At 62.2% G+C, this 13,137-nt stretch carries 10 protein-coding genes and 2 tRNA genes; 4 read left to right on the plus strand and 8 right to left on the minus strand.

Annotated elements, in window-relative coordinates; all coding sequences use genetic code 11:
* Window positions 1-74: 74 nt before the first annotated feature.
* From ACIOVF_RS06960 to rnr, 8 genes are all read right to left on the minus strand, one after another.
* Window positions 75-2,378, minus strand: a complete 2,304-nt coding sequence (locus tag ACIOVF_RS06960) for a YgiQ family radical SAM protein (RefSeq protein WP_045196880.1) — start codon at window positions 2,376-2,378, stop codon at window positions 75-77.
* A 101-nt stretch (window positions 2,379-2,479) separates the two neighbouring features.
* Complete coding sequence (gene dnaB, locus ACIOVF_RS06965) at window positions 2,480-3,877, minus strand: replicative DNA helicase (protein ID WP_401288426.1); 1,398 nt, start codon at window positions 3,875-3,877, stop codon at window positions 2,480-2,482.
* Window positions 3,878-3,987: 110 nt separating this feature from the next.
* On the minus strand, window positions 3,988-4,434 hold the full coding sequence (gene rplI / locus ACIOVF_RS06970; RefSeq protein ID WP_045196876.1) for a 50S ribosomal protein L9: 447 nt from the start codon (window positions 4,432-4,434) through the stop codon (window positions 3,988-3,990).
* Window positions 4,435-4,455: 21 nt separating this feature from the next.
* Window positions 4,456-5,355, minus strand: coding sequence for a hypothetical protein (locus ACIOVF_RS06975; RefSeq protein WP_045196874.1), 900 nt, complete (start codon window positions 5,353-5,355; stop codon window positions 4,456-4,458).
* A gap of 36 nt (window positions 5,356-5,391) precedes the next feature.
* On the minus strand, window positions 5,392-5,622 hold the full coding sequence (gene rpsR / locus ACIOVF_RS06980; protein ID WP_009403887.1) for a 30S ribosomal protein S18: 231 nt from the start codon (window positions 5,620-5,622) through the stop codon (window positions 5,392-5,394).
* Window positions 5,623-5,650: 28 nt separating this feature from the next.
* Window positions 5,651-6,073: a 30S ribosomal protein S6 gene (gene rpsF, locus ACIOVF_RS06985; RefSeq protein WP_401288430.1), complete on the minus strand. Its 423-nt coding sequence runs from the start codon at window positions 6,071-6,073 to the stop codon at window positions 5,651-5,653.
* Between the two features lie 254 nt (window positions 6,074-6,327).
* The gene (gene rlmB, locus ACIOVF_RS06990) at window positions 6,328-7,080 is read right to left on the minus strand and encodes a 23S rRNA (guanosine(2251)-2'-O)-methyltransferase RlmB (RefSeq protein WP_045196868.1); all 753 of its coding nucleotides are present in this window, start codon (window positions 7,078-7,080) and stop codon (window positions 6,328-6,330) included.
* Window positions 7,077-9,674 (minus strand): ribonuclease R, encoded by a 2,598-nt coding sequence (gene rnr / locus ACIOVF_RS06995; protein WP_045196866.1) that lies wholly within the window; start codon window positions 9,672-9,674, stop codon window positions 7,077-7,079. The genes rlmB and rnr overlap by 4 nt, the downstream gene beginning before the upstream one ends.
* 266 nt (window positions 9,675-9,940) lie before the next feature.
* Here rnr and ACIOVF_RS07000 point away from each other — a divergent pair.
* From ACIOVF_RS07000 to ACIOVF_RS07015, 4 genes are all read left to right on the plus strand, one after another.
* Window positions 9,941-10,027: transfer RNA gene (locus ACIOVF_RS07000), tRNA-Leu, on the plus strand.
* A gap of 87 nt (window positions 10,028-10,114) precedes the next feature.
* Window positions 10,115-10,201 (plus strand) — tRNA-Leu (locus ACIOVF_RS07005).
* 176 nt (window positions 10,202-10,377) lie between these two features.
* Window positions 10,378-11,391 (plus strand): extracellular solute-binding protein, encoded by a 1,014-nt coding sequence (locus ACIOVF_RS07010; RefSeq protein WP_045196863.1) that lies wholly within the window; start codon window positions 10,378-10,380, stop codon window positions 11,389-11,391.
* Window positions 11,391-12,959, plus strand: coding sequence for an iron ABC transporter permease (locus ACIOVF_RS07015; RefSeq protein WP_045196861.1), 1,569 nt, complete (start codon window positions 11,391-11,393; stop codon window positions 12,957-12,959). The genes ACIOVF_RS07010 and ACIOVF_RS07015 overlap by 1 nt, the downstream gene beginning before the upstream one ends.
* The last annotated feature ends 178 nt before the right edge of the window (window positions 12,960-13,137 follow it).

Consider the following 13,137-nt stretch of genomic DNA (forward strand, 5'->3'; position numbering starts at 1 on the left):
TGCAAGCCTTGCACAGATTTGAGGCTTTGCCAGCGACGCAAACAAAAACGCCAGCCCGAAGGCTGGCGTTTCAGTTAGCGCGGCAGAACCGGCTGGCGGGCGGGCTTTTTCTTGCCCTTGCCGCCCTTGGCGGCATCCTTGCGCGCCTTGGCCGCTTCCTGGTTGCGGGCAAACGCCGCCGCCTTGGCCTGTTCACGCTTGTCCCACGGCTTGGAGCCATCGCTGGCACGCGGCGGCAAGCCGTTGTGCTGGGTAAGGATCTTCTGCTCTTTGGCCACCTTGTGGCTGCCGGCCGGGGTCGAGTTCTTGCGCCGAGCGCTCTGGTAGCTGTCGGTCGCCGGCTGGTGCAGCGGGATCAACTGGTGCTTGCCCGGGCCGATCAGGTCGGCGCGACCCATGCGCTCCAGGGCTTCACGCAGCATCGGCCAGCCCTTCGGATCGTGGTAGCGCAAAAAGGCCTTGTGCAAGCGGCGCTGCTGCTCGCTCTTGACGATGGTCACCGGGTCGCTCTTGTAAGTGACCTTGCGCAGCGGGTTCTTGCCCGAGTGGTACATGGCCGTGGCCGAGGCCATTGGCGACGGGTAGAACGCCTGCACCTGGTCGGCACGGAAGCCGTTGCCCTTGAGCCACAGGGCCAGGTTCATCATGTCTTCGTCGGTGGTGCCCGGGTGCGCGGCGATGAAGTACGGGATCAGGTACTGCTCTTTGCCCGCCTCTTTCGAGTACTTCTCGAACATGCGCTTGAAGCGGTCATAGCTACCGATGCCCGGCTTCATCATCTGGTTCAGCGGGCCTTCCTCGGTGTGCTCCGGGGCAATCTTCAGGTAGCCGCCGACGTGGTGGGTCACCAGCTCCTTGACGTACTCCGGCGACTCTACCGCCAGGTCGTAACGCAGGCCCGAGGCGATGAGGATCTTCTTCACCCCTGGCAGGTCACGGGCACTGCGGTACAGCTTGATCAGCGCCGAGTGGTCGGTGTTGAGGTTCGGGCAGATGCCCGGGAACACGCACGACGGCTTGCGGCACGCCGACTCGATCTCGGGGCTCTTGCAGGCGATGCGGTACATGTTCGCGGTCGGGCCGCCGAGGTCGGAAATGACCCCGGTAAAGCCGGGCACCTTGTCGCGAATCTCTTCGATCTCGCGAATGATCGACTCGTGCGAGCGGTTCTGAATGATGCGCCCTTCGTGCTCGGTGATCGAGCAGAAGGTGCAGCCGCCGAAGCAGCCGCGCATGATGTTCACCGAGAAGCGGATCATGTCGTAGGCAGGGATTTTTTCCTTGCCGTACGCCGGGTGCGGGATGCGCGCATAGGGCATGCCGAACACGTAGTCCATTTCTTCGGTGGTCATCGGAATGGGTGGCGGGTTGAACCACACGTCCACTTCGCCATGCTTCTGCACCAGGGCACGGGCGTTACCCGGGTTGGTCTCCAGGTGCAGCACGCGGTTGGCGTGGGCATAGAGCACCGGGTCGTTGCGGACCTTCTCGAACGACGGCAGGCGGATGACCGTCTTGTCACGGGTCATGCGCGGGCTGGCGAGGATCTGCACAACCTTGGCTTCGTTGGGGTCTTCGACCTCGCCCTTTTCCTGCTCGATGGCACAGGCCTGGGTGTCCTGGGTGTTGACGTACGGGTTGATGATCTTGTCGACCTTGCCCGGACGATCGATACGGGTCGAGTCGACCTCGTACCAGCCTTGCGGGGTATCACGGCGTACGAAGGCGGTGCCGCGAATGTCGGTGATGCTCTCGATCGACTCGCCGAACGACAGGCGCTGGGCCACTTCGACGATGGCCCGCTCGGCGTTGCCGTACAGCAGGATGTCGGCGCAGGCGTCGATCAGGATCGAATGACGGACCTTGTCCTGCCAGTAGTCGTAGTGAGCGATGCGGCGCAGGGAGGCTTCGATGCCGCCGAGGACGATCGGCACATGCTTGTAGGCTTCCTTGCAGCGCTGGCTGTACACCAGGCTGGCGCGGTCCGGACGCTTGCCGGCCATGCCGCCCGGGGTATAGGCGTCGTCGGAGCGGATCTTCTTGTCAGCGGTGTAGCGGTTGATCATCGAATCCATGTTGCCGGCCGCGACGCCGAAGAACAGGTTCGGCTCGCCGAGCTTCATGAAGTCGTCTTTGGACTGCCAGTCCGGCTGGGCAATGATGCCCACGCGAAAGCCCTGGGCTTCCAGCAGGCGGCCAATGATGGCCATGCCGAACGACGGATGGTCGACGTAGGCATCACCGGTCACGATGATGATGTCGCAGGAATCCCAGCCGAGCTGATCCATCTCCTCCCTGCTCATCGGCAGGAACGGTGCTGGCCCGAAGCATTCGGCCCAGTACTTGGGATAGTCGAAAAGTGGTTTGGCTGCTTGCATGTCAGTGACCGGTGGCTAATCGATGAAAAATCGCGGGCGCGGAATATAGCACAAAAATTGACCAATTCCGACGCTCAAGGTCGGAATTATCCAAATTGCCCTTACTCGTCGTCGTCGAAGTTGTAACTGCCCGGCGCGAGGTTTTCGAAGCGTGTGTACTTGCCGATGAAGGCCAGGCGGATAAAGCCGATCGGGCCGTTGCGCTGCTTGCCGATGATGATTTCGGCAATGCCCTTGTGCTCGGTCTCCGGGTGGTACACCTCGTCGCGGTAAACGAACATGATCACGTCGGCGTCCTGCTCGATCGCACCCGATTCGCGCAAGTCGGAGTTCACCGGGCGCTTGTTCGGCCGCTGTTCGAGGGAGCGGTTGAGCTGCGACAGGGCAACTACCGGGCAGTTGAACTCTTTGGCCAGGGCCTTGAGCGAGCGGGAGATCTCGGAAATCTCGTTGGTACGGTTGTCGCCGCTGGAGCCCGGGATCTGCATCAGCTGCAGGTAGTCGATCATGATCAGGGCGATGTCGCCGTGCTCGCGCACCAGGCGGCGGGTCCGGGCGCGCATTTCCGACGGGCTGATGCCGGCGGTGTCATCGATGAACAGCTTGCGGTCGTTGAGCAGGTTGACCGCCGAGGTCAGCCGCGGCCAGTCGTCGTCTTCAAGCTGGCCGGAGCGCACCTTGGTCTGGTCGATGCGCCCGAGCGACGACAGCATACGCATGATCAGCGATTCGCCTGGCATCTCCAGGGAGTACACCAGCACCGCCTTGTCGCTGCGCAGTACCGCGTTCTCGACCAGGTTCATGGCGAAGGTGGTCTTACCCATCGACGGCCGGCCGGCGACGATGATCAGGTCGGCCGGCTGCAGGCCGCTGGTCTTCTCGTCGAGGTCGGTGTAGCCGGTGGACAGGCCGGTGATCGCGCTGTCGGTATTGAACAGCGTGTCGATGCGGTCGATGGCCTTGGTCAGCAGGTCGTTGACGCCCACCGGGCCGCCGGTCTTCGGCCGCGCTTCGGCGATCTGGAAGATCTGCCGTTCGGCTTCGTCGAGGATCTCGGCAGCATTGCGCCCTTGCGGGTTGAAGGCGCTGTCGGCGATCTCTTTGCTGATGCTGATCAGCTGACGCAGGGTTGCCCGCTCGCGGATGATCGCGGCATAGGCCTTGATGTTGGCCACCGACGGGGTGTTCTTGGCCAGTTCGCCCAGGTAACCCAGGCCGCCAACCTGCGAACTCAGGCCTTCCTTGTCCAGCTGCTCGTGCAGGGTTACCACGTCGAACGGGGCGTTCTGGTCGGCGAGCTTGTGGATGGCACGGAAGATCAGGCGGTGGTCATGCCGGTAGAAGTCGCCGTCGGAGACTTGATCGAGCACGCGCTCCCAGGCGTTGTTGTCCAGCATCAATCCACCGAGAACGGCCTGTTCGGCCTCGATGGAATGCGGCGGCACCTTCAGGGCAGCGGTTTGCAGATCATATTGCTCGGGGGCGGTTATCTCGTTCATGGCCACGCAGGAATCAGGGTGATGAAAAAGACAAAGGGCACGACCTGCAAAGCAGGATCGTGCCCGATGTTAACCGGCTGACACCCAAGGTGCCAGCCGATCGGTACAGCTTAGGCTGCGACAACAACCACGCGAACGGTGGCTTCAACGTCGCTGTGCAGGTGCACGGCAACGTCGTATTCGCCGACGTTACGGATGGTGCCGTTCGGCAGACGAACTTCAGCTTTAGCCACTTCAACGCCGGAGGCGGTCAGGGCGTCAGCGATGTCGTGGGTGCCGATCGAACCGAACAGCTTGCCTTCGTCACCGGCGGTGGCAGTGATGGTCACTTCCAGCTCGGCCAGTTGGGCAGCGCGGGTTTCAGCCGAAGCTTTTTTCTCTGCAGCCAGTTTTTCCAGCTCAGCACGACGCTCTTCGAACGCAGCCAGGTTGGCAGCGGTAGCAGCGGTGGCTTTGCCGAATGGCAGCAGGAAGTTACGACCGTAACCGGCCTTAACATTTACCTTGTCGCCCAGGTTGCCCAGGTTGGCGACTTTTTCCAGCAGGATCAGTTCCATTTGGTAATAACCTCTTAACTTTTAACCTTCACCGTTCGCGGAATCGTTATCGGCACCTTTTGGGGGCGCCTTGCGACCGCGAAAATCAATCAGGCTGTCGACAATGGCCAGGACCACGAGCAACGGATAAGTCAGCTGCATAAACAGCACCAGCGTCACGTACAACCCGACCAGCCAGAACTTGGCCAGTCGTCCTTGCGCCACCAGCCCATGCAGCAGGGCGAGCCCTGCAAACATCAGCGGTATGCTGCACAGGGGTGTCAACATCGCCAGCTCAGGACCGAAATTCGGCCCCACCAGCATGAGCACCACCAGCACCAGCGCCGGCACCAGGGGGAGCCTGACCGCTTGAAACTCGCGACCAAAACCACCCGGGTTATACAACAACGCCTGCCAGTAACGGCCCAACATCAGGGCCAGCACACTGACGGCTTGCAACAACGCCGCAATCAGGCCGACGAGCACCGGTGCAATAAGGCTTCCAAGGCGGCCCCGCTCCTCTACCGATAACTGTTGGTAGAGACCGTCGAGCATCTGCGGCAGGGCTTTTTCAAGCGCTCCAGCCAGAGCTTCAATCGGTTCGCGGAACACCGAACCCAGTACAACCCCGTACACCAGGCCCATGCCGATGCTGAACAACAGCACCCGGTTCCAGGACTGCCCGGCGCGCAACAGCGCCGCCAGACCCAGCGTACCCAGCAACACCATCAAGGTGCGCGGCTCGCCGAAGAACCACCAGGCCATCGCCGGCAACAAAGCCCAGGCGAGGACACCGGAAGCGTCCTTGAAACCGCGCCGCAGGAACACCAGGCTCCCGGCGGCGGCACTCAACCAGAACAACAGCGGCAAAGCCGCACAACCCACCACCACGAGGGTGGCTTGCACGCGACCGCGCATGATGAAATCAGCCAAGGCGCGCATGCATTTTATCCTTTGCTACTTGTCGACGACCCGGTCTCAGCGGCCGTGGCTGTCGGTGTAGGGCAGCAGGGCCAGGAAGCGGGCGCGCTTGATAGCGGTAGCCAGCTGACGCTGATAACGAGCTTTGGTACCGGTGATACGGCTTGGAACGATTTTGCCGGTTTCGGATACATAAGCTTTCAGGGTGTTGAGATCTTTGTAATCGATCTCTTTCACGTCTTCAGCAGTGAAGCGGCAGAATTTACGACGACGGAAGAAACGTGCCATGTAATAGGCTCCTCAAAAGGTCCGTGGATTACTCGTCAGCGTTATCGCTGTTGTCGCTGTCATCACTATCAGCGCTTTCGGCGCTTTCGTGCTCAGGACGGTCGCGACGCTCACGGCGCTCACTGCGGTTCTCTTCAGCCTTGAGCATCTCGGACTGGCCGGTAACGGCTTCGTCGCGACGGATGACCAGGTTACGGATCACGGCATCGTTGTAGCGGAAGTTGTCTTCCAGCTCGGCCAGGGCCTTGCCGGTGCACTCAACGTTCAGCATCACGTAGTGAGCCATGAGAACATTGTTGATTGCATAGGCCAGTTGACGACGGCCCCAGTCTTCCAGACGGTGGATTTTACCGCCGTCTTCTTCGATCAGCTTGGTGTAACGCTCAACCATGCCGCCGACTTGCTCGCTCTGGTCAGGGTGGACCAGAAAGATGATTTCGTAATGACGCATGAATGCTCCTTACGGGTTGTAGTCTGCCACCAGAGTGGTCAGACAAGGAGTGAAGGACACTTGTATGTCTTGCCCTGGGAAGAGGCGCGTGAACGCCTGCCAACATGGCAAGGGGCGCAATTGTAGAGAAGCGCCGAAAGACAAGCAAGGTAATTGGTGATTATTTGAACAGCCTTAAAAGCATCGCGGGTCCAGCCCGCTCCCACAAGGACCTGTGGGAGCGGGCTGGACCCGCGATAGATGCAACGCCGAAATCAAGCCTGGCGCTTTGCCTGGCGCTGACGAACGGCCTCGAACAGGCACACGCCCGTCGCCACCGACACGTTCAGGCTGCTGACGCTGCCTGCCATCGGCAGCTTGACCAGAAAATCACAGTGCTCGCGGGTCAAGCGGCGCATGCCCTTGCCCTCGGCGCCCATGATCAGGATGGTCGGGCCGGTCAGGTCCTGCTGATACAGCTCTTGCTCGGCCTCGCCCGCAGTACCGACCACCCACAGGCCACGTTGCTGGAGCTTCTCCAGGGTCCGCGCGAGGTTGGTGACCGCCACCAGCGGAATGACTTCTGCCGCACCACAGGCCACTTTCCGAACCGCTGGGGTCAGGGTCGCCGACTTGTCCTTGGGCACCACCACCGCCAGCGCACCGGCGGCATCAGCGGTGCGCAGGCAGGCGCCGAGGTTGTGCGGGTCGGTGACACCGTCGAGTACCAGGATCAACGGCGCGCCTTCAGTGCGGTCGAGCAGCTCTTCGAGCATCGCCTCGCCCCAGACCTGGCTCGGGCTGACTTCAGCCACCACGCCCTGGTGCACGCCTTCAACCCAGGCATCCATCTCGCGGCGCTCGGCCTGGCCGACCGCCACGCGATTTTGCCCGGCCAGCTCCAGCAGCGCCTGCAGGCGCGGCTCGCTACGCCCTTCCGACAGCCAGATCTGCTTGACCCGCTTGGGGTGGTGACGCAACAGGGCTTCCACAGCATGCACGCCGTAGATTTTTTCCAACTGACTCATGACTTGGCCTTGGGTTTACGTGACGCGGAGCCGGCTTTCGGCGGCCCTTTACGGTGCTTGCTCGGTTTTTCCGATTTGCCCGACTTCGACGCAGGCTTGCCGCCTGCGTGCTTGGCATCGGACATCAAGGCCTTTTTCATTTCCCGGCTCTTGCGCACCTCGGCGTTGTTGGCCACGGCATTGGCTGGGAAATAGGCTTCGGCAGTTTCGTTCTTGCGGCTGCGACGGGCAGGCTCTGCAGCCTTGGCCGGCGCCTCGGCCTTCTTGTCGAGCACCGGCACCGGCTTGCCGTCTTGCGGGCGCACGCCTTCACCACGCTGCTTGCGGCCAATCGGCGCCTTGAGGGTGTTCTCGGCCATCTCGAAGTCGATCTTGCGCTGCTCGAGATCGACGCGCATCACCCGCACTTCGACGGTATCGCCCAGGCGGAAGCTGCGCCCGGTACGCTCACCGGCCAGGCGGTGGTGCACAGGGTCGAAGTGGTAGTAGTCGCCCGGCAGGGCACTGACATGGACCATGCCTTCGACGTAGATGTCGGTCAGTTCGACGAACAGGCCAAAGCCGGTCACCGCGGTGATCACACCCGGGAAGCTCTCGCCGACGCGGTCTTTCATGTACTCGCACTTGAGCCAGTTGACCACGTCGCGGGTGGCCTCGTCGGCACGCCGCTCGCTCATCGAGCACTGCTCGCCGAGCTGCTCCAGGGTCGCCTCGTCGTACGGGTAGATGCGCGCCTTGGGGATGCTCATGGCACCGGCACGCTTGACGTGCGGGGTTTCCTGACGCGAACGGATCACGCTGCGGATCGCCCGGTGGGTCAGCAGGTCCGGGTAGCGGCGGATCGGCGAGGTGAAGTGGGTGTACGCCTCGTAGTTCAGGCCGAAGTGGCCGTTGTTGTCGGCGCTGTACACCGCCTGGCTCAGCGAGCGCAGCATCACGGTCTGGATCAGGTGGAAATCCGGGCGGTCGGCGATGCTCGCCAACAATGCCTGGTAATCCTTGGGCGACGGACCGTCCTTGCCCTTGTGCAGGGACAAGCCCAGCTCGCCGAGGAAGGCGCGCAGTTTTTCCAGGCGCTCCGGTGGCGGGCCGTCGTGAACACGGTAGAGGGCCGGGATTTCGTGCTTCTTGAGGAACTCGGCGGTGGCCACGTTGGCCGCCAGCATGCACTCTTCGATCAGCTTGTGAGCGTCGTTGCGCACGGTCGGGCGAATTTCGGCGATCTTGCGCTCGGAACCGAAGATGATCCGCGTTTCCTGGGTTTCGAAGTCGATCGCGCCACGGGTATGACGGGCCGCCAGCAGCACCTTGTACAGCGCATAGAGCTGCTTGAGGTCCGGCACCACTTCGCTGTACTGCTCGCGCAGGGCCTTGCCTTCGCGGGTACGAGCGTGTTCGAGCATGCTGCTGACCTTGTTGTAGGTCAGGCGTGCATGGGAGTGGATCACCGCTTCATAGAACTGGTAATCGACCATCTGCCCGGACTTGTTGATGGTCATTTCACAGACCATCGCCAGCCGGTCGACGTGCGGATTCAGCGAGCACAGGCCGTTGGACAGCTCTTCAGGCAGCATCGGTACCACGCGCTCGGGGAAGTACACCGAGTTGCCGCGCACCTGGGCTTCGGCATCCAGGGCAGAGCCCAGGCGCACGTAGCTGGAAACGTCGGCAATCGCCACGTACAGGCGCCAGCCACCGGAGAACAGGCGCAACTTGCCCAGGCTCTCGCAGTACACCGCATCGTCGAAGTCGCGGGCGTCTTCGCCGTCAATGGTGACGAACGGCAGGTGACGCAGGTCGACGCGGTGCTCTTTGTCTTTCTCTTCGACTTCCGGCTTGAGCTTGCGCGCTTCCTTGATCACCGCTTCGGGCCAGACGTGCGGAATGTCGTAGCTGCGCAGGGCAACGTCGATTTCCATGCCCGGGGCCATGTAGTTGCCGATCACTTCGGTAACGTCGCCCTGGGGCTGGAAGCGCGGGGTCGGCCAGTGGGTGATCTTGACTTCGACGAACTGGCCGATTTTGGCACCGCCGTTACGCCCCGGGGTGATCAGCACTTCTTGCTGGACCTTGGGGTTGTCGGGGGTGACAAAGCCGATACCGCCTTCTTCGAAGTAGCGGCCAACGATGCTTTCGTGGGCGCGGGAGATCACTTCGACCACCACGCCTTCGCGGCGGCCACGGCGATCCAGGCCGGAAACCCGGGCCAGGGCGCGGTCGCCATCGAACACCAGGCGCATTTGCGCAGGGCTCAGGAACAGGTCGTCGCTGCCGTCATCCGGGATCAGGAAGCCAAAGCCGTCACGGTGGCCGGCGATGCGGCCGAGGATCAGGTCGAGCTTGTCTACCGGGGCATAAGTGCCGCGCCGGGTATAGATCAGCTGGCCGTCACGCTCCATCGCGCGCAGACGGCGGCGCAGGGCTTCGATCTGGTCTTCGGTGGTCAGCCCGAACTCTTCGACCAGCTGCTCACGGGCTGCCGGCGAGCCGCGCTCGTCCAGACGCTGGAGGATCAGCTCACGGCTAGGAATAGGGTTTTCGTATTTTTCCGCTTCACGAGCGGCCTCGGGATCGAGGGTCTGCCAATCGGCCATTAGGAGGGGTTCACCTTGTCTATATAAGGGTTAGTTTGGCATAGGCGTATTGAAACCGGAAATTTCAGGCTTGGACAGCCCTGTCAGAGCCCCCTGGATGCTGCCAAAACCATCATAAGGAACAACGACTTGAATTTTTTAAGATTTTTTCTGAACGGGGGTTTACAGCTCTCAGGAGCATCCGTATAGTGCGCACCACAACGACGGACACCGTCGTTATAGTTGAGAAGCAGCACGATGTGAAGCATCATGTTCCTCAGCGAAATGCCCAGATGGTGAAATTGGTAGACACGCCAGCTTCAGGTGCTGGTGACCTTACGGTCGTGGAAGTTCGAGTCTTCTTCTGGGCACCAATTTCAAATCTTAGAACTGCCGCTGGCTTCTGAGATTTACTGCAACACGCTACACTGTTTTCGTTACAAGCTACACCGCTTCATTTTGCCCAGATGGTGAAATTGGTAGACACGCCAGCTTCAGGTGCTGGTGACCTTACGGTCGTGGAAGTTCGAGTCTTCTTCTGGGCACCAATTCAGATCAAACCCGCGAAAGCGGGTTTTTTCGTTTCTGCCCTACCCTTTTCCTCGCCTGCAATCCCGAAACGACCGATAGCCTGCTCATGAATTTTCCCTCACAAGGGCATTTGAGAAGCGATATCGATTATCATTGTTTCCAGATATGTAGCCGCAAGCGAGGAAGTACCCGCATGACGTTCCGCAATAACCCCCTGTTGCGCGGCCTGGCCGTCTCTGTTTTCGCCATGCTGCTCGGCACCCCAGCCGCCATGGCCGCCGACCCGGTGTCGCTGACCCTGTACAACGGCCAGCACAAGGAAATCGGTGAAGCCATCGCCAAGGCCTACGAGGCCAAGACCGGCATCCACATCAATATCCGCAAGGGCAGCAGCAACCAGCTGGCCAGCCAGATCATCGAAGAAGGTGATCGCTCCCCCGCCGACGTCATCTACACCGAAGAATCGCCACCGCTGAACAACCTCGGCGAACTGGGCCTGCTGGCCAAGATCGATGATTCGACCCTGCAGGTCCTGCCCAAGGAATACGTCGCCGCCAACGGTACCTGGATGGGCGTTACCGCACGCACCCGCGTGGTCGCCTTCAACCCCAAGGTAATCGACGAGAAAGACCTGCCACCTTCAGTGATGGACTTTGCCGACCCCGAGTGGGACGGCAAGATCGGTTTCGTGCCGACCAGCGGCGCCTTCCAGGAACAGGCCGTGGCCATCCTCAAGCTGCACGGTCGCGAGGCCGCCGAAGAATGGCTGACCGGCCTCAAGGCCTTCGGCAAGACCTACACCAACAACATGGTTGCGCTCAAAGCCGTGGAGAATGGCGAAGTGGCGGCCGTGCTGGTCAACAATTACTACTGGTACGCCCTGAAGAAAGAGCGCGGCCAGCTGGATTCGAAACTCTATTACCTGGCCGACGGCGACGTCGGTGGCCTGGTGACCATCTCCAGCGCCGCGGCGGTAAAAGCCAGCAAGCACCCGAAAGAAGCCCAGGCCCTGCTGGCCTGGATGGCCAGCGAAGAAGGCCAGCGGGTAATCACCCAGACCACTGCCGAGTATCCGCTGCATAAAGGCATGGTCTCGGACCAGGGCCTGAAGCCCTTCGAAGACCTGCGTCCGCCGAAAATCACCCCGGCCGACCTGGGTAACGCTGAAGAAGCTCTGGAACTCGAACGCGAAGTTGGCCTGCTGTAATGAGCGCAGCCCTGCCCGCGGTCGCACTGGCCAGCCGTTATATTCCCAAGCGCAAGCGCCCGTCGATCTGGGTGGTGCTGCCGGTGCTGCTGCTGGTCGGGCTGAGCCTGCTGCCGCTGCTGTACGTAGCGCTGAAAACCTGGGAAGCCGGCTGGCGCGAAGCCTTGCACTTGCTCTGGCGCCCGTTCGTCTGGGGCCTGATGCGCAACACCCTGATGCTGATGGCCGGCGTCACCCTGGCCTGCATGGCCTTGGGTGTATCCCTGGCCTGGCTGCTGGAGCGCAGTGACCTGCCCGGACGGCGCCTGTGGGGCGTGATCCTGTGCCTGCCGTTTGCCGTGCCAGCCTTTGTCAGCGGCTTTACCTGGGTGTCGCTGAGCCCGCGCTTCGAAGGCCTGGGCGGTGCCATCCTGGTGATGAGCCTGTCCAAGTACCCACTGGTGTTCCTGCCGGTTGCAGCGACCCTGCGCAACCTCGATACCTCACTGGAAGAGTCGGCACGGACCCTGGGGCAGACGCGCTGGGGCGTGTTCTGGCGCATCACCCTGCCACTGCTGTGGCCGTCGATCATTGGTGGCAGCCTGCTGATTGCCCTGCACATGCTGGTGGAGTTCGGCGCCCTGTCGATCCTCGGCCTGCAGACCTTTACCACGGCGATCTACCAGCAATTCGAGCTGGAGTTCAGCAACGCCAACGCCGCGATGCTCTCGGCAGTGCTGTTGTTCATGTGCCTGCTGATGCTCTGGCTGGAGCTGCGTGTGCGCGGCAAGGCCCGCCATGTGCGCATCGGCCAGGGCGTGGCGCGTCGCGGTGCGCCGATTCGCCTGCGCGGGTGGATGCCGGTCGGGCAGCTGTATTGCCTGATCCTGGCGCTGCTGGGCAGCGGTATTCCACTGGGCATGCTCGGTTACTGGCTGAGCGTTGGTTCGTCGGCGGCCTTTCCGGTGGCCGATATCAGTCGCGCACTGTTCTCATCGTTGTCGCTATCGCTGGGTGGTGCCGGATTGAGCTTGCTGCTGGCACTGCCGGTGAGTTTCCTGGTGGTGCGCTACAAGGGCCGCCTGGCGATCTGGGCCGAACGCCTGCCGTACCTGCTGCACGCCCTGCCCGGCTTGGTGATCGCCCTGACCCTGGTGTACTTCGCCCTGCACTATGTGCCGGCACTGTACCAAACCACTGGCTTGTTGCTGCTGGCCTACGCGCTGCTGTTCCTGCCCCTGGCCCAGGCGCCGGTGCGCACGGCCTTGAACAAGGCGGCGCCACAGCTCGAAGAAGCCGCCCGCACCTTGGGCGCGACCCAGTTCACGGCGTTTTGCCGGGTGACCCTGCCAATCATCTTCCCGGCCCTGGCGGCGGCGTTCGCACTGGTGTTCCTGGACGCCATGAAGGAGCTGACCGCAACCCTGCTGCTCAGCCCGACCGGCATGACCACCCTGGCCACCGAAGTGTGGGCGCATACCGCCAACGTCGAGTTCGCGGCGGCAGCGCCCTATGCGGCATTGCTGATCCTGGTCTCGGGGTTGCCGGTGTATCTGCTCACTACGCGGATGTACCTCAACCGCGCGTGATACCTGAAAAGCATCGCGGGGCAAGTCGAGTGGGGGGGGGGGGGGGGGGGCGCGCGGGGGGGGGGGGGGGGGGGGGGGGGGGGCCGCGCGGGGGGGGGGGGGGGGGGGGGGGGGGCGCCCCCCCCCCCCCACAAACCACAAACACCCACACGGGGGGGGGCGAACACGCACACCCCCC

Origin of the sequence: Pseudomonas sp. NPDC087612 (genome assembly GCF_044743505.1) — a bacterium.
Lineage (GTDB): Bacteria > Pseudomonadota > Gammaproteobacteria > Pseudomonadales > Pseudomonadaceae > Aquipseudomonas.